We start from the raw sequence: 17,095 nt of genomic DNA, 5'->3' as shown, positions 1-17,095 counted from the left end.
AAGGTTCCCGTTTCAGGCCAGATTTGCAGAAAATGTCTGATTCTGTGCGGCACTTCTCATTGCAGCGATCATGCAGGGTTCCAGGCGCCCTTCAGCGACCCGCAGATCGCGATGCAGGCCGTCCACGACATCGGTGAACGAGCGTTGGTCGTCGAACTGCCAGCGCTGTACAGCGCGTTGGAGAATCGTCGCACCGGCGGTATTTCTAACCGTTACCTGGCATGCCCCGTAAGTGTCGGCAGATGCGACATCGACTTGGTAAGGCGTCAACGCTTCGCTGAGCAACAAGCTGATATGTTCCATACCGATCACCACCGCTGGTCTGTAAAAATCAAATAGGCAAGACACTGACCTCTGGCGTTAGAAGAAAGTTCTATCACACCCTGGTTACAAAGCATGACGGGGTAATGTGACAGAACGGATTCAAGGGAATATCACGCAACGCAATCCTGCGCGTCATTCAGCACCCTGTGCTCCTGCAACCATTCCTGCAACTGCTCGGCAGGCATCGGCCGTGCGATATGGAAGCCCTGGACTACTGGCATGCCCAGGCTCTTCAGCGCTCGGAAGTCGTCGGCGGTTTCCACCCCTTCCACTACCAGGCGCATGCCCATCCGTCGGGCCATAACCAACGCGCCTGCGATGATGGCCGCCTTGCGACCGTCGCTGCCCGCACCCCGGGCAAATTCGCCGGGCACCTTCAGTTCGGAGAATGGCAGTTGCATGAGCCGCAGCAAGGTCGACTCGCCTGTACCGAAATCGTCGATGGACAACTGGCAGCCCGCTAGCCTGAGGCGCAGCAAGGCTTCGATCTGGCCATGCTCGAACACTGCCTGGTGGCTTTCAACCAGTTCCAACGTCAGTACCCCAGCGGGCAATTGATAGTCGCGCAGTGCCTGCATGATCCGCTCGACGAAATCGCCCCTCGCCAACAGGCTTGGCGAAATATTTACCGCCACCGGTAAAGGACGGCCGTCGTCCAGGCAGGTTTGCGCACTGAGCGCCAGGGCAGACTCGAGCATCTGCCAGGTCAGTTCATCGAGCAGACCGGCGCGGGTCACCTCGGGTAAAAACTGCGCCGGGGCCAGCAGCCCCCGCTCCGGGTGCTGCCAACGCACCAATGCTTCGACCCCCACCACCTCAGCGTTGAGCGTGACCTTGGGCTGGAAGTGTGCGACCCACTGCTCGCGTAACTGCGGCAGGTGCTCGGCGCTCAGCCCAAGCAAGGGCGGCGCCTCCAGTACGGGTAGCCCTGGGTCACGCTTGGCGCCGCGCTTGAGGTAGAGTTCGAGCAAGCGGTGCAACATGGCCGGGGCGGCGGGCTTTTGTAGCGCGCCCAGTACCCAGACCCCGTGGCTGCGAGCGAACTGCGCGACACTTTCGATCAGGTTGCGCTCGACACTGCTGAGTATCACCAGCGCCGCGGCCCCCTGCTGCGCCGCCAGGTGGCGGATGAATGCCAGGCCGTCTTCGCCGCCCATCTGCAGGTCGCAGATGGCAACATCCACTGGCCCGCGGCGGCGCAAGCATTGCTTGGCGCGCGCCACGCTGTCGGCGGTCAGTACATCGAAAACGCCCGTGGCATTGAGCATCTGGTGCAAAGCCATCAGCTGGAAAGGGCTGTCTTCGAGGATGAGGATTTTGAGTGAGCGCATGGTCGGCCTCCGTCAGGCTTGATCGACTGTTCAGTCGCCATACCACTCTAGAGAGACCATCCGGATGCGCCCATAGGACGCGTCCGAATCGCTGTAGGAATATTCGCTAAAACGCAAAGGATCTGTTTCTAGGCCTACACCCTGGGCTTTGCGCCCAGGGTGCGGCATCGCTCAAGCGACGTTACAACGGCTTGCCGCGGTTACCATGCTGGCTAACGAAAGCCTGGACGGCCTTTAGGTCGTTGGGCAGTACCGTGCATTTCTCTTCACGCTGGAACAGGTCGACCATGTGCAACGGCAGTTCCAGGGTGCGACCAATGCCAGCTTGTACCACCGCCTCGGGAAACTTGACCGGGTGCGCCGTGCCCAATACCACCATCGGAATATCCAGGCTGCGGCGGCACTCACGGCCCGCACGTACGCCGATCGCGGTATGCGGGTCGAGCACTTCACCGGTATTGGCGAACACCTCGGCGATGGTCTCGCAGGTTTGCGCGTCGGTCACGGCCAGCGAGTCGAACAGCTTGCGGGCCTGGGTCCAGCGCTCGTCTTCGACGCTGAAGCTGCCGTCCTGGCGGAAGCTGGCCATCAATTGCGCGATTGCAGCGCCATTACGCCCGTGCAGGTCGAACAGTAAGCGCTCGAAGTTCGACGAGACCATGATGTCCATGGACGGCGACAAGGTGGCGTGCAGGGTTTCCTTCACGTACTGGTTGCCGCTCATGAAGCGATGCAGGATATCGTTGCGATTGGTGGCGACGATCAATTGGTTGATCGGTAGCCCCATGTTGCGCGCCAGGTAGCCGGCGAAGATGTCGCCGAAATTACCGGTAGGCACCGAGAACGCCACGGAACGGGCTGGCCCGCCCAATTGCAGCGCCGCGTGGAAGTAATAGACGATCTGGGCCATGATCCGCGCCCAGTTGATCGAGTTGACCGCCACCAAGCGCGTGCCTTTGAGAAACCCTTGGTCGGCAAAGCTGGCCTTGACCATTTCCTGGCAGTCGTCGAAGTTACCTTCGATGGCGATGTTGTGGATATTCTCGCCATGCAGGGTAGTCATCTGCCGGCGCTGCACTTCCGATACGCGCTGGTGCGGATGCAGGATGAAAATGTCGACGTTCTCGCAGGCCTTGCAGCCTTCGATCGCCGCCGAGCCGGTATCACCACTGGTAGCACCGATGATCACCACACGCTCGCCGCGCTTGGCCAGCACGTAGTCGAGCAGGCGGCCAAGCAATTGCAGGGCGAAGTCTTTGAACGCCAGGGTGGGGCCGTGGAACAGTTCAAGCACCCACTCGTTGCCGTTCAACTGGCGCAGCGGGGCGATGGCGCTGTGGGAAAACACCCCGTAGGTTTGTTCGAGAATCTTTTTGAAATCCGCGTCGGGGATGCTGCCGGTGACGAACGGGCGCATGACCTTGAACGCCAGCTCGTGGTAAGGCAGGCTTGCCCACGAGGCGATCTCTTCCTGGGTAAAACGCGGCAGGCTTTCTGGCACATACAGGCCACCGTCACTGGCCAGCCCGGTGAGCAGCACGTCTTCAAAATTCAGGGCCGGTGCCTGGCCACGGGTACTGATATAGCGCATGGATGCAAACCTTAAATTGGAGCGGGGAGCCGCTGCAGCACGCGGCTCATGGCTGATTTAGTTCAAATGCTCTACGCGGATCCGAACCACGGGGCCCACGACGTCCTGCAACGCTTCCAGGGCCGCAATGGCATCGTTCATGTCCTGCTCCCGAACCCGGTGAGTCAAGAGGATCATCGGCACCAGGCCGTCATGCTCTTCGACTTCCTTCTGCATGATCGACTCGATATTGATACCGCGCGCGGAGAGGATGCTCGCCACCTGCGCCAGCACGCCCGGATGATCCTTGGCTTGAATGCGCAAATAATAGGCTGTTTCACATGCTTCGATCGGCAGAATCGGATGAGCCGACAGTGAATCGGGCTGGAACGCCAGGTGCGGTACGCGGTTTTCCGGGTCACTGGTCATCGCCCTGACGACGTCGACCAGGTCCGCCACCACCGACGACGCCGTCGGCTCCATGCCCGCACCGGCGCCGTAGAACAGCGTCGAGCCCGCTGCGTCACCGTTGACCATGACCGCGTTCATCACGCCGTTGACATTGGCGATCAGACGGTCGGCCGGGATCAGGGTCGGATGCACGCGCAGCTCGATACCGCTGGCAGTGCTGCGCGCGATACCCAGGTGCTTGATGCGATAGCCCAATGCTTCGGCGTAATTGACGTCGGCAGTGGTCAGCCGGGTAATCCCTTCGGTATAGGCTTTATCGAATTGCAGCGGGATGCCGAAGGCAATGGACGCCAGAATGGTCAGCTTGTGCGCGGCATCGATGCCCTCGACATCGAACGTTGGATCGGCTTCGGCATAGCCCAAGGCCTGTGCTTCGGCCAAGACATCTTCGAACGTACGGCCCTTGTCGCGCATTTCGGTAAGGATAAAGTTACCGGTGCCGTTGATGATACCGGCCACCCAGTTGATACGGTTGGCCGACAAACCTTCACGGATGGCTTTGATCACCGGAATACCACCGGCCACCGCTGCTTCGAACGCGACGATCACGCCTTTCTCGCGAGCCTTGGCGAAGATTTCGTTGCCATGCACAGCGATCAGCGCCTTGTTGGCGGTGACGACATGCTTGCCGTGGTCGATAGCCAACAGCACCAGATCACGGGCGATGGTGTAGCCGCCAATCAGCTCGACGACGATGTCGATTTCAGGGTTGGTCGCCACTGCGAACACATCGGCGGTAGTGGGGGTACCGGTAATCTGGCAGTTGGGGTTGTTCGAGCGCATGCCAATCTGGGCTACTTCGATTCCACGCCCGGCACGGCGGGCGATCTCCTCGGCGTTGCGCTGAAGTACATTGAAGGTGCCGCCACCGACGGTACCTAACCCACAGATGCCTACTTTGACCGGTTTCACTCTGAACTCCCCATGAAACGGCCGACGTGAGGGTCGGCCGTGATCTACGCCGTCGACACTGGGCCGCGGCTTGCGTTGGATGGCCTGGCGGAAAACCCGTCAGGCCATGAAGCGTTTCACTCTTGTGCCGCCATGGCTAGTTTGGCCACTTGCGGCGCGGGTTGGTAGCCCGGTATCACTTGACCGCTCTGCAAGACGATAGCCGGCGTGCCGCTGACCCCGATCGACTGGCCGATCTGGAACTGCTGGCTGACCGGGTTAGCGCACTTGGACGCTTTGATGGTCTTACCATCGACCATTTGGTCCATCGCGCCTTTGCGGTCCTTGGAACACCATACCGCCTGCAACTGCTCGTCACCTGGCGAGCCCAGGCCCTGGCGCGGAAATGCAACGTAGCGCACTTCGATACCCAAGCGGTTGAGTTCCGGCACTTCGGCATGCAGCTTGTGGCAGTAAGGGCAGGTGGTGTCGGTGAACACGGTGATGTGCGACTTGGCGGGGCCTACGGCAGGATAAACCACCATGTCAGTGACCGGGATGCCATTGATGGTCTTGGCGATCGCCAGGCGCTCGGTTTTTTCGGTCAGGTTGACCGGCTTGCCGTCCTGGATCTGAAACAGGTAGCCCTGCATCACGAACTGGCCGTCCGCACTGGCGTAGAGGACACGCCCGCCCTTGAGCTTGACTTCGTACAAGCCATTGAGGGGGCTGGCGGCAACGCTTTCAATCGGCACCTCTAACTGTAGGGTGTCGAGGGTCTTGCGAATTGCTTGCTCGGCGGCCGGGTCGGCCACCGCAAAGGTACTGGCCAACGCAAATGCTGCGGCAGCGAATATACGGGTCACGCGCATGGGAACTCCTGGGGCGACGGACGTCAGGGGGCTACGGAGAACAATCGCGGCGAGCCCCTCTTTACCAACCGGGCAAGCCTACCACAGTCGGCCCCTGGGGCCGACTCCGAGCATCAAGGCGAAAACCGCAAAATGTGTCCCCATCAACCCCGCGGATGGTGCCGGGCGTGCAGCTCCTGAAGCCGCGCGCGGGCCACGTGGGTATAGATTTGCGTGGTCGAAAGGTCACTGTGGCCCAAGAGCATTTGCACCACCCGCAGGTCGGCGCCATGGTTCAGCAGATGGGTCGCAAAAGCATGACGAAGTGTGTGGGGCGACAGCGATTTACTGATCCCTGCGACCTGGGCCTGGTGCTTGATGCGATGCCAAAACGTTTGCCGAGTCATCTGCTCACCCCGCTGACTGGGGAACAGCACGTCGCTGGGGCGGCCGTTCAACAACTCGGCGCGGCCGTCGCGCATATAACGCTCGACCCATACCACGGCCTCCTCGCCCATGGGCACCAGGCGCTCCTTGCTGCCCTTGCCCATGACCCGCAGCACGCCTTGACGCAGGTTGACTTGGTCCAGGGTCAGGCTAATCAACTCGGTGACCCGCAGGCCACAGGCATACAGCACCTCGAGCATGGCGCGGTCGCGCTGCCCGATAGCTTCACTGAGGTCCGGCGCCCGTAGCAGGGCCTCCACATCGGCCTCGGACAACGACTTAGGCAGCGGCCGGCCAAGCTGGGGCATGTCGATTTGCAGTGTGGGGTCCACCGCGATCAGTTTTTCCCGCAATAGGTAGCGGTAAAACCCGCGCACGCCGGACAAAAAGCGCGCAGTGGAGCGGGGTTTGTAGGCATGCTCGACACGCCATGCGAGGTGATCGAGTATGGCTTCGCGCCCTACCCTCGCCAGCTCGACACCCTGCGCCTGCAACCAACCGTTGAACAATGCCAGATCACTGCGGTAGGACTGGCGGCTGTTATCGGATAACCCTTTCTCCAGCCATAAAGCGTCAAGGTATTGGTCGATGAGGGGGTGATCGATGGCGGCCATGGGACTGTGCACTGAACCTGAAGCGAATTGGGCAGGCCATCCTACAGGTAAGCAAGGCCTGCGCGGCAGCCCCCTCGAGGGCAACGCCACGCTGAACCCTGGATGTTAGACCGCAACGGCGCGCCGTGCATACCAGCCGTAGGCAGCGATCACGGCATAGCACAGCGCCGGCACAGCGAGGGAGACCGCCAGGCTACTGAAGTCAGCCGCCAGGCCGGTCAGCGGTGGCACGATAGCGCCGCCCACGATGGCGCAGCAGATCAACCCGGAGCCCTCAGCCGCACGCTTGCCCAGGCCCTCACAGGCCAAGGCAAAGATGGTGGGGAACATCACCGAGTTGAACAAGCCAATGGCCAGGATCGACCAACCGGCGAGCGCACCGTGGCTGGTCGCCGCGCAGGCGATCAGCGCAATCACCATCAGTGCCGCACCGGCCAAAACCTTGCCTGGGGCGAAGGTACGTAACAGGGCCGCTCCAATGAAGCGGCCGACCATCGCCCCACCCCAGTAATAGGCCACGTGCTTGCCTGCCAACTGTTCGTCGAAACCGAAGGTGGAGTCCTGCATCAGGAAGTTGGTCAGCAGGCTGCCGATGGCGACCTCCGCCCCCACGTAGCAGAACAGGCACGCGGCGCCGAAGGCGAACCGTGGTTGCTTGAGCAGGCTCAAGGTCGACAGCGGGTTGGCCCCCTCGTTGGCGCCGGACTGTGGCATCTGCTTGCGTTGCTGCCAGACCAGCAAAGCCACCACCACCAGCGCCAGAGCAATACCGGCATAGGTGTTGCTGATGACTTTGGCCTCTTCGGCCAGGTAAGCGACCAGCGCCGAGCCTTGCAACGTGGCGGGGTCGACTTGGCTCAGTGAGCCGAGGATCAGCAGTGCGCCCAGGTAAGGCGCAATGGTGGTACCCAAGGAGTTGAACGCTTGGGCGAACGTCACCCGGCTATGGGCGGTTTGCGCCGGCCCGAGCAAGGAGATCAGCGGGTTGGCGACCACTTGCACCACCGTAACGCCGATGGCCAACACAAACAATGCGACCAGAAACGCACCGAACACCCCTACCAGTGCGGCCGGGATAAACAACAGGCAACCTGTCGCCATCGTCACCAGCCCCAAGGCGGCCGCGCGCATGTAGCCGATGCGCGTGATCAGCAGACCCGCGGGAATGGAAGCAATCGCATAAGCCAGGAAGAACGCCGATTGCACCAGCATCGCTTCGGCGTAGCTGAGGCTGAACAGGCTCTTGAGCTTGGGGATCAGAATGTCATTGAGGCTGGTAATGCCACCAAAAATGAAAAACAGCGCAAATACGAAGACGCTCAAGCGCTGCGCGTTAGCGATGCCCGATGACGTTTTTTCCGGTGATACTGCAACGGTGCTATCCGTCATGGCCGCGGTCCTGTTCTTAAAGTAGTGGTTCAGCCTTACGGATCAATACGGGGAGGCCAAAGGCCAAGGCATCCTGGGATGAACAGAAACCAGGAAGGCGGGAAAGTTCAGCGACCAGCGCGAACTAAAGGCTTTAGCACGCGGTTTTGCGACGTGGTTGGAACAACACAAAAGCAAACGCCCCGAACCAGTCGGGGCGTTTGCTTGGGCAGCCTGAGGTGCGTTTGCACGCGGTCCACCAGGCGGCGTCTTACATCAGGAAAAGCCCTGTGATCAGGACAGTTTTTCCTTGATGCGTGCTGCTTTACCAGACAGGTCGCGCAGGTAGTACAGCTTGGCTTTACGCACGTCACCACGACGTTTCACGGCCAGGCTTTCGATCTGCGGGCTGTAGGTCTGGAAAGTACGCTCTACACCTACACCGTTGGAGATTTTACGCACGGTGAAGGCACTGTTCACGCCACGATTGCGCTTGGCGATAACAACACCTTCGAACGCTTGCAGACGCGAACGATCGCCTTCCTTCACTTTCACCTGAACGACAATGGTGTCGCCCGGGGCAAAGGTCGGGATCTCTTTGGTCATCTGCTCGGCTTCGAGTTGCAGAATGATTTTGTTGGTCATGCTGTGCTCCTAAGGCAAATCGTCTGATTTACCATCGATACGTTAACTATCGTCCCGCTGGCGAATGTATTCCGCTAGCAGCTTCTTCTCTTCTCCAGAAAGCGAGCGGCTTTCCAGAAGATCGGCGCGTCGTTCGTAGGTCCGCCCAAGGGACTGCTGCAAACGCCATTGCCGGATATGCGCGTGATTGCCGCTAAGCAACACGTCGGGAACACGCTGATCCGCATACACCTCAGGTCGGGTGTAGTGCGGGCAATCGAGCAGACCATTCGTGAAGGAGTCTTCCTCCGCGGAGTCCGCATGCCCTAACGCTCCGGGCAGCAGCCGTGTTACCGCATCGATCAGGACCATTGCCGGCAGTTCACCGCCGGAAAGCACATAGTCACCTATCGACCACTCTTCATCGACATGAGCGTCAATAAACCGCTCGTCAATGCCTTCATATCGCCCAGCGATGAGAATCAGAGATTCCATCTTCGCCAGTTCCTGTACCGCGCCTTGTGTCAACGGGCGGCCTTGTGGCGACAGGTAAATCACCTTCGCGTCTCCGGCAGCCTGCTTGGCTTGCGCCAATGCGTCTTCCAGAGGCTTGATCTTCATCACCATGCCCGGACCACCGCCGAAGGGCCGGTCGTCCACTGTGTGATGTCGATCCGTTGTGTAGTCTCGCGGGTTCCAGCAGGTCAATTGCAACAACCCCTGTTTCACCGCGCGGCTGGTAATGCCGTAATCGCCGATGGCGGAAAACATCTCCGGGAACAGCGTAATCACTTCTACTCGAAGGCTCGCCATCGCCTAGAAGTCCGCGTCCCAATCCACCTGCATCTCGCCTGCACCCAAGTCGACCTTCAACACACATTGCTCCGTATAGGGCAACAAGCGTTCACGGTCATCCAGGCTGCCTGCGCAAGGCTTTACCACCATTACATCGTTAGCGCCGGTCTCCAACAGGTGATCGACCACCCCGAGCAATTGCCCCTGGGTATCGACAACTTTCAGACCTTCGAGCTGGTACCAGTAGTACTCGCCCTCGGTCAGGTCGGGCAAAAGGCTGCGCGAGATGCAAATCTCGTAACCGGAAAGAAGCCGGGCTTCATCACGGTCATCCAGGCCTTTCAATTTAGCGACCAGGTCCTTTTGAGTGGAACGGCCACTGACCAGCTCAACCTGCTTGACCACGCCATCGCGCCGAAGCGTCCAGCGGGGGTACTGCAACAGGTTGTCAATCGGATCGGTAAAGGAAAAAACCTTCACCTCGCCGCGAACGCCGTGAACCGAGAAAATCTTGCCTACGACCATCAAGTCGTCGGCGGAATCTGGCGTCGCGTTCATATTGCTTAGGCCGCGGCCTTAGCAGCTTCCTTCAACAACTGAGCAACACGCTCAGAAGGCTGTGCACCTACGCTCAACCAGTGGTTGACGCGCTCATGGTTCACGGACAAACGGATTTCCTGACCACGGGCAACAGGGTTGAAGAAACCCACGTGCTCTTTGTGCGAGCCGTCACGCGGGTTACGCGAGTCGGTCACGGTCAGTTGGTAAAACGGGCGCTTTTTGGAGCCGCCACGGGCAAGACGAATGGTTAGCATTGAACATCGTTCCTGTAGTCGGTGCTGCAAATCATAATCCACAGCGGGCACACGGGTGCCCGAAAGGCCGCATATTCTCAAGGAATACACGGATATTTGCAAATGCCTTTTTCCATGGGTCAAAAGCATGCACTGCCGATTTGCGTAGGGGCCGTTGCGTGCAACGGGTTTGGCCAAGAGGCCGGGGTGGTAATAGGGGTACAGAGTAGGGTCGGGGCCGAGGCCCCTCGCTACGGGGGTATTACATCTTAGGCATACCGCCACCGCCGCCGGGCAGCATACCGCCCATGCCGCGCATCATTTTGGCCATGCCACCCTTGGTGGAAAACTTCTTCATCATCTTTTGCATTTGCTTGTGCTGCTTGATCAGACGACCGATGTCCTGCACCTGGGTGCCGGAGCCCATGGCGATCCGGCGCTTGCGCGAACCGCTGATCAGCTCAGGGTCGCGCCGCTCGGCGGGGGTCATCGAGTTGATGATCGCTTCCATCTGCTTGAACTGCTTCTCCGCCGCGCCCTGGGCGTTGCCCATTTGCGACAGGTTGACCCCGCCGATGCTGGGCAGTTTGTCCATCAGACCGCCAAGGCCGCCCATGCTTTTCATCTGCACCAACTGATCGCGGAAGTCTTCGAGGTCGAAGCCTTTGCCCTTCTTCAGTTTTTTCGCGAGCTTATCGGCTTTACCTTTGTCGAGGGTCTGTTCGGCCTGCTCGATCAGGCTGAGCACGTCACCCATGCCAAGAATGCGCGAAGCGATGCGGTCAGGGTGGAACGGTTCGAGCGCTTCGCTCTTCTCGCCCATACCAATGAATTTGATCGGCTTGCCGGTAATGGCGCGCACTGACAGCGCCGCACCACCACGGGCGTCGCCGTCGACCTTGGTCAGGATGACCCCGGTCAAAGGCAGCGCATCACCAAAGGCCTTGGCGGTGTTGGCGGCATCCTGGCCGGTCATGGCATCGACCACGAACAGCGTTTCGGCCGGTTTCACCGCAGCATGCAGGGCCTGGATCTCGCCCATCATCTCGGCGTCGATGTGCAAACGGCCGGCGGTGTCGAGGATGACCACGTCGATGAACTTGAGCTTGGCCTCACGAATCGCGGCAGCGGCGATATCGACTGGCTTTTGCGACAGGTCGGACGGAAAGAACGTCACCCCGATGTCGTTGGCCAGGGTTTCCAGCTGTTTGATCGCCGCCGGGCGATAGATGTCGGCGGAGACCAGCATGACGGTCTTTTTCTTACGTTCTTTAAGGAAGCGCGCCAGCTTGCCTGCAGTGGTGGTCTTACCCGCACCTTGCAGGCCGGCCATCAGGATCACTGCCGGCGGGGTCACGTTGAGGACCAACTCTTCGTTGGCCGCCCCCATCATTTCTTCCAGTTCAGCCTGGACGATCTTGACGAACGCCTGGCCCGGGGTGAGGCTGCGCGACACCTCGGTACCGACAGCCCGCTCCTTGACCTTGTTGACGAAATCCTTGACCACCGGCAACGCGACGTCGGCTTCGAGCAACGCCATGCGCACTTCACGCAGGGTGTCTTTGATATTGTCCTCTGTCAGCTTGGCTTTGCCGGTAACATGGCGCAGCGTTTGCGAGAGGCGGTCGGTTAAGTTTTCAAACATGCGCGATCCTTTCTGGCTCCTGGGAACCGAGGTTATTGCGGCCAGAGTTGGTCGGCGATTATAACGAAGTGTAAGGCTTGCGCACACCTCGCCCTGCCCAGTCTTTCGTGGAATGGGCTTTGTATGCCAAACTCAGCGCCTTAATACGGCTCGCGCCCCGGGATCTATGCTCAGCTTGTCACCCAGTTTACTACCCAGCCTCCTTGCGGCCCTCCTCTATGCGGCGGCTGCGATCTATCAGGGCATTCGTCTCGGCCAGGGCGGCAAGGCCGATAAACGTCTGCTTTATCTGCTCGGCGGCCTCGCGGTAGGCGCCCACGGCTGCGCGTTGCTCATGCAACTGCTCACGCCCCTGGGCCTGAGCCTGGATTTCTTCACCTCCGCCAGCCTGATCGCCGCTGCTGTCATCGCCTTGATTCTCGTCGCCTGCCTGCGCATGCCCCTGGAAAACCTGCTAGTGCTGCTGTTTCCCCTGGGCACCGCGACTATTCTGATCGCCCAGTTCGTACCGGCGGGCACCGTGCCGCTCATCCATGAAGAGCCCGGCATACTGGCGCACATCCTGTTGTCGATCCTGGCCTACGGCATGTTTACCATCGCGGTGTTCCAATCGATGTTGCTGCTGCTGCAGAACTATCAGCTCAAGCACAAACACCCCTCAGGCCTGATCCGCAACTTCCCACCGCTGCAAACCATGGAAAGCCTGTTGTTCGGCTTCCTGTGGGCCGGCTGGGCCCTGCTTTCGCTGTCTCTACTGTCCGGCTGGTTGTTCCTCGACAACCTGTTCGCCCAGCACCTGGTGCACAAAACGCTGCTGGCCTGCCTGGCCTGGGTCGTTTTCAGTGTGCTGCTGTGGGGGCGCAACCGCCTGGGCTGGCGCGGGCACAAGGCAATCCGCTGGACACTGGCAGGTTTCTGCCTTCTGATGTTGGCGTACTTCGGCAGTAAGCTGGTGCGCGAATACATCCTGCACATCTGACGGGCGGAACAAATGGCCAATATGCCCCTCGCGCCGGTACTGGGAGTACTGGCTCTGTCGATCTTCTGGTCTGCGCTCTTCACTGCCATCGAGGCCGCGCAACAGGTCGTCAATGCCCAACGGGCGACCCCGCGCAGCGAGCGACCGCGCGCCCTTTACCCCGAGCAAAGCCTGATCCTGCTCAGTTGCCTGGGCAAGGCCCTGGCCATGTTCCTGGGGTCACTGGCCGGCATCTGGATGCTCAGCTTCACTGGCGTGGTCATCGGCGCGGTGGCAACCGTCCTGGTATTACTGGTGTTTGCCGAATACCTGCCACGGCAACTCGCCCAGCGCTACCCCCACGGCTTGCTGACAGCGGCCAATGCCCTGCTGGCCGCGCCGCTGAAGCTGGTCTACCCCCTGGCCTGGCTGCTCGACAACGCCGCCCGGGTGCTGTTGCTGCCCTTCAAAGCGCCCGCCACGCCGGTACGCCAACAGGAACACAACGGCCCACCCCATCCGCGCCTCGAAAGCCTGGCCAATGAGGCGCGGGCCAACAAGCCGCACCTGCTGGGCGGCATTCATGCGCTGGATAAAATCACCGTCAACGACATTCTGGTGCCGCGCAACGAAATCGACGGTATCGACCTGGATGACAGCCTCGAAAGCATCACCGAGCAGTTGATCATCAGCCGTCACACCCGCTTACCGGTGTTCCACAATGACATCAACCAAGTGGAACGGGTGCTCAATACCCGCCAAATCAGCCATCTGCTGCCCCGCGGCGAGCTGACGCTGGAAGCCCTGCTGGGTGCTTGCTACGACGCCTACTTCGTGCCGGAAAGCACCCCCCTGCATTTGCAACTGCTGAACTTTCACAAGAAGCAGCGGCGCCTGGGGATCGTCGTGGACGAGTATGGGGAAGTACTGGGGATCGTCACCCTGGAAGACATTCTTGAAGAAATCGTCGGCGAATTCGAAGACGAGCAGTTGCAGGACAACCCGCACATCCATCCCCAGGCGGACGGCCGCTTTGTGGTAGACGGCGCCGCATCGATCCGCGACCTCAACAAGAGCCTGGGCTGGCACCTGCCCAGCGACGGCCCGAAAACCCTGAACGGCCTGGTCACCGAAGCCTTGGAAAGCATTCCGAAAAGCGCGGTGTGCTTGAAGATCGGCCGCTACCGCATGGAAATCCTCGAGACTGAGGATAACCGTGCGTCGCGGGTGCTGATCTGGAGCCGCTAACGGCCCCAGCGCTCGCGTTAAAGCTCGACCACCACGGCCTGCGAAGCCCGAGTAGCCTTAGCCCGCGCCGCATCGATGGACTCATCCCGCGCCAGGCACACGCCCATGCGCCGCTGGCCGTTGACCTCGGGCTTACCGAACAGACGTAAAGCGGTGTCTGGCTCGCTAAGGGCCTGGCCCAGGTTGTCGAAAGCGGTTTGCTGGGAATGGCCTTCCACCAGAATCACGGCCGAGGCCGACGGCCCGAACTGGCGCACCAGCGGGATAGGCAGGCCGAGAATAGCCCGGGCATGCAGGGCAAATTGCGACAGGTCCTGGGAAATCAGGGTCACCAGGCCGGTGTCGTGGGGCCGTGGCGACACTTCGCTGAACCACACCTGATCACCTTTGATGAACAATTCAACCCCGAACAGACCACGGCCACCAAGCGCTTCAGTGACCGCCTTGGCCACCCGCTCCGACTCGGCCAGGGCCACTGGGCTCATGGCCTGGGGCTGCCAGGACTCCTGGTAGTCGCCCTTTTCTTGGCGGTGACCAACCGGCGCACAGAAAGTGGTGCCGCCCGCATGGCGCACGGTCAGCAGGGTGATTTCGTAATCAAAATCAATGAAACCTTCGATGATCACCCGACCCTTACCCGCGCGGCCGCCTTCTTGGGCGTAGTCCCAGGCTTTTTGTACGTCGTCGACGCCCTTAAGCAAACTCTGGCCCTTACCCGACGAACTCATCACCGGTTTAACCACGCAGGGGTAACCGAGATCTTCCACTGCGGCGCGGTAGTCTTCGAAGGTGTCGGCGAAATGGTAGGGCGAGGTCGGCAGGTCCAGCTCTTCAGCCGCCAGGCGCCGGATGCCCTCGCGGTTCATGGTCAGCTGTGCGGCGCGCGCGGTAGGGATGATGGTGAAGCCTTCAGCTTCCAGCTCAACCAGGGTCGCAGTGGCGATCGCCTCGATCTCTGGCACGATGTAGTGCGGCTTTTCCGCCTCGATGACCGCGCGCAAAGCCGCACCGTCGAGCATGTTGATCACGTGGCTGCGGTGCGCGACCTGCATGGCCGGAGCATCGGCATAACGGTCGACGGCGATCACCTCAACGCCCAAACGTTGCAGCTCGATGACCACTTCCTTGCCCAATTCGCCGCTACCACACAACAGCACGCGGGTCGCCGTGGGCGACAGAGGGGTTCCGATACGGGTCATTTGAGGTCCTCAAGGGCAAGTACGGGGCACGGGCCGCAACAACGCAACCCAATAAAGGCGGGCATTTTACATCAATTGGCGACAGCATTCCTGCGTTCACGCCAGACCATCGCCAGCCACACGCAGGTCACCCCGATGAACTTGGAGCCCAGCGCGGTGAGCAGCACCGGCGCGGTCAGCGCGTCGATCATGCCGAAGAAAATAAAAGTGTCGACCGGAATACTCAGCGCCGAACTGATCCACAAGCGATCGCGCAACGGCCGCCGGGTGATGCTGAACACCAACCAGTCGATCAGCTCGGACACGCCAAAGGCGGTGGCACTGGCCAGGGCGATGGTGGGGTCGGAGGTGATATACGACAACACCAGTGCCGCCAGCATGGCAACGATTGCGCCATGGCCAAAACGCGTCTGCACCATGTCGCGCAGGACGAACACCAAACCACCCCAAGCCGACCAAATGACGTCTAGGTGGGGCGCGGCCGAGAAGGCGTAGTTGATCAGCACTACGCTGGCGATATATGAAATCAGGAAAAGCATGGCAGCGTCGATCGATTGGAGGTGCCACAGAATACGGTAAGGCTGGAGGAAAATCCTGCATCAACCACCGATCAACAACCCCTGCGCCCGCGCCCGCTCATGGCACAGGGCAAGTATTTCGCGCCGCGCGGTGTTGTCCAGCCGGCCCCATTGGGTGATTTCGGTGGCGGTGCGCTGGCAGCCGGTGCAGATGTCCTGCTCATCCAGCGCACAAATACTGACACAGGGCGACGCCACCGGCCGTTCGTGGGGGCGGCTGTTCATTGCTCTTGCTCTGCCAGGTCGCTGGCGTAGCGTTGGGCGTTAGCCACGTAATGCGCCGCGCTGGCCTCCAGCATGCGTTTTTGCCCCTCAGTGAGTTCGCGCACCACCTTGCCCGGTGAGCCCACCACCAAGGAGCCGTCGGGTATTTCCTTACCCTCGGCGATCAGCGCGTTGGCGCCGATGATGCAATGCTTGCCGATCTTGGCGCCGTTGAGAATCACCGCGTTGATGCCGATCAGGCTGTAGTCGTCGACGCAGCAGCCATGCAGCATGGCGTTATGGCCAATGGTTACGCCTTTGCCGATGTTCAACGGCACGCCCGCGTCGGTGTGCATCACCGTGCCGTCTTGGACGTTGCTGTTCTCGCCAATGTCGATCAGCTCGTTATCACCGCGCAACACCGCCCCGAACCACACACTGGCCCCGGCCTGCAAACGCACATTGCCGATCAGCGTGGCATTGGGCGCCACCCAGCTCTGTGGGTGGCAATCGACACGGGCTGTCCCCAAACGGTATTTCATGTGTGCGGGCCTCTAAACGCTGGAATGCACCGGTGGCCGGTGCAGGCTGATGTCGGCATCGTAAACCAGGTTGACCAGTTCGACGATCATGATCGCCGACAGGCCCCAGATCTTGTAGCCCTCGAAGCGATAACTGGGCACATACCAACTACGCCCTTGGTAGTCGATGCGGTGGGTGTGCTCGCGGGGGTCCTGACGGAAAAACTCCAGCGGCACACTGAAGACCGCGGCAATTTCCGCATCGTTGGGGCGATACTCGACGTAATCGGGGATGATGCCAACGAAGGGCGTGACTTTCAGCCCATGTTTGGAGATCAGCGGGCTCAGCGGCCCGATCACTTCGACTAGACCGGGCGGCAAGCCGATTTCTTCTTCGGCCTCGCGCAACGCGGTGAACATCAGGTCGGGGTCTTCCGGGTCGCGGCGCCCACCTGGGAAAGCCACCTCGCCACCGTGGGTCGATAAGCCGGGGGCGCGCAGGGTGAGGATCAGCTCTGGCTGGTCGCTGCGGGTAATCGGCAGCAATACCGCAGCTTCAGGTAAACGTAGATCCGTTTCCAGGGTTCGCGGCACATGGCTGCTCACTCGGCGCAGTAGCTCATCCAGCATGGTGACTCTCGGTCCATTGACTGTTTTGTATC

The 17,095-nt window shown here is 60.5% G+C and carries 19 protein-coding genes; 2 read left to right on the top strand and 17 right to left on the bottom strand.

Translation table 11 applies throughout. The features are described from left to right. Positions 1-12: 12 nt before the first annotated feature. The 12 genes from QCL65_RS05510 to ffh all read right to left on the bottom strand — a co-directional run bounded on the left by QCL65_RS05510 (position 13) and on the right by ffh (position 11,725). Entirely contained in the window at positions 13-303 is a 291-nt protein-coding gene (locus tag QCL65_RS05510; protein ID WP_407315283.1) for a DUF3509 domain-containing protein, read from the bottom strand. Positions 304-434: 131 nt separating this feature from the next. Continuing rightward, entirely contained in the window at positions 435-1,655 is a 1,221-nt protein-coding gene (locus QCL65_RS05505) for an EAL domain-containing protein (RefSeq protein ID WP_407315282.1), read from the bottom strand. Positions 1,656-1,836: 181 nt separating this feature from the next. After that, positions 1,837-3,246, bottom strand: a complete 1,410-nt coding sequence (gene thrC / locus QCL65_RS05500; protein WP_407315281.1) for a threonine synthase — start codon at positions 3,244-3,246, stop codon at positions 1,837-1,839. A gap of 57 nt (positions 3,247-3,303) precedes the next feature. Then, on the bottom strand, positions 3,304-4,608 hold the full coding sequence (locus tag QCL65_RS05495; RefSeq protein ID WP_407315280.1) for a homoserine dehydrogenase: 1,305 nt from the start codon (positions 4,606-4,608) through the stop codon (positions 3,304-3,306). 116 nt (positions 4,609-4,724) lie between these two features. Further along, positions 4,725-5,459 (bottom strand): disulfide isomerase DsbC N-terminal domain-containing protein, encoded by a 735-nt coding sequence (locus tag QCL65_RS05490; protein ID WP_407315279.1) that lies wholly within the window; start codon positions 5,457-5,459, stop codon positions 4,725-4,727. A gap of 143 nt (positions 5,460-5,602) precedes the next feature. Beyond that, positions 5,603-6,499 carry a site-specific tyrosine recombinase XerD gene (gene xerD, locus QCL65_RS05485; RefSeq protein ID WP_407315278.1) on the bottom strand — a complete coding sequence of 299 codons (897 nt, stop codon included), beginning with the start codon at positions 6,497-6,499 and terminating at the stop codon, positions 5,603-5,605. Between the two features lie 105 nt (positions 6,500-6,604). Next, on the bottom strand, positions 6,605-7,888 hold the full coding sequence (locus QCL65_RS05480; RefSeq protein WP_407315277.1) for a sugar MFS transporter: 1,284 nt from the start codon (positions 7,886-7,888) through the stop codon (positions 6,605-6,607). Between the two features lie 273 nt (positions 7,889-8,161). Then, positions 8,162-8,512, bottom strand: coding sequence for a 50S ribosomal protein L19 (gene rplS, locus QCL65_RS05475; RefSeq protein WP_407315276.1), 351 nt, complete (start codon positions 8,510-8,512; stop codon positions 8,162-8,164). Positions 8,513-8,554: 42 nt separating this feature from the next. Continuing rightward, complete coding sequence (gene trmD, locus QCL65_RS05470; RefSeq protein WP_407315275.1) at positions 8,555-9,304, bottom strand: tRNA (guanosine(37)-N1)-methyltransferase TrmD; 750 nt, start codon at positions 9,302-9,304, stop codon at positions 8,555-8,557. A gap of 3 nt (positions 9,305-9,307) precedes the next feature. Then, entirely contained in the window at positions 9,308-9,844 is a 537-nt protein-coding gene (gene rimM, locus QCL65_RS05465) for a ribosome maturation factor RimM (RefSeq protein ID WP_407315274.1), read from the bottom strand. Between the two features lie 5 nt (positions 9,845-9,849). Further along, entirely contained in the window at positions 9,850-10,101 is a 252-nt protein-coding gene (gene rpsP, locus QCL65_RS05460) for a 30S ribosomal protein S16 (RefSeq protein WP_407315273.1), read from the bottom strand. Positions 10,102-10,342: 241 nt separating this feature from the next. Further along, complete coding sequence (gene ffh / locus QCL65_RS05455; protein WP_407315272.1) at positions 10,343-11,725, bottom strand: signal recognition particle protein; 1,383 nt, start codon at positions 11,723-11,725, stop codon at positions 10,343-10,345. A gap of 166 nt (positions 11,726-11,891) precedes the next feature. Here ffh and QCL65_RS05450 point away from each other — a divergent pair, with 166 nt between their 5' ends. Together QCL65_RS05450 and QCL65_RS05445 are read left to right on the top strand one after the other, a co-directional pair. Then, a complete protein-coding gene (locus QCL65_RS05450; RefSeq protein ID WP_407315271.1) occupies positions 11,892-12,704 on the top strand; it encodes an inner membrane protein YpjD in 813 nt (270 codons plus the stop codon). Positions 12,705-12,716: 12 nt separating this feature from the next. Continuing rightward, the gene (locus tag QCL65_RS05445) at positions 12,717-13,931 is read left to right on the top strand and encodes a transporter associated domain-containing protein (RefSeq protein WP_407315270.1); all 1,215 of its coding nucleotides are present in this window, start codon (positions 12,717-12,719) and stop codon (positions 13,929-13,931) included. A gap of 17 nt (positions 13,932-13,948) precedes the next feature. Here the strand turns inward: QCL65_RS05445 and purT are convergent, their stop codons facing one another. The 5 genes from purT to QCL65_RS05420 form a co-directional block, all read right to left on the bottom strand. Continuing rightward, positions 13,949-15,130 carry a formate-dependent phosphoribosylglycinamide formyltransferase gene (purT, locus tag QCL65_RS05440; RefSeq protein ID WP_407315269.1) on the bottom strand — a complete coding sequence of 394 codons (1,182 nt, stop codon included), beginning with the start codon at positions 15,128-15,130 and terminating at the stop codon, positions 13,949-13,951. A gap of 71 nt (positions 15,131-15,201) precedes the next feature. Then, a complete protein-coding gene (locus QCL65_RS05435) occupies positions 15,202-15,669 on the bottom strand; it encodes a preQ0 transporter (protein ID WP_407315268.1) in 468 nt (155 codons plus the stop codon). Positions 15,670-15,729: 60 nt separating this feature from the next. After that, complete coding sequence (locus QCL65_RS05430; protein WP_407315266.1) at positions 15,730-15,933, bottom strand: DUF1289 domain-containing protein; 204 nt, start codon at positions 15,931-15,933, stop codon at positions 15,730-15,732. Then, positions 15,930-16,454, bottom strand: coding sequence for a gamma carbonic anhydrase family protein (locus QCL65_RS05425; protein ID WP_407315265.1), 525 nt, complete (start codon positions 16,452-16,454; stop codon positions 15,930-15,932). The genes QCL65_RS05430 and QCL65_RS05425 overlap by 4 nt, the downstream gene beginning before the upstream one ends. 12 nt (positions 16,455-16,466) lie before the next feature. Further along, positions 16,467-17,063: a CoA pyrophosphatase gene (locus QCL65_RS05420; RefSeq protein WP_407315263.1), complete on the bottom strand. Its 597-nt coding sequence runs from the start codon at positions 17,061-17,063 to the stop codon at positions 16,467-16,469. Between the last annotated feature and the right edge of the window lie 32 nt (positions 17,064-17,095).

The organism is Pseudomonas sp. nanlin1, assembly GCF_045571515.1.
GTDB lineage: Bacteria > Pseudomonadota > Gammaproteobacteria > Pseudomonadales > Pseudomonadaceae > Aquipseudomonas.
Note: the sequence above shows the minus strand (reverse complement) of the source record. Positions and strands in the feature narration are given on the sequence as shown.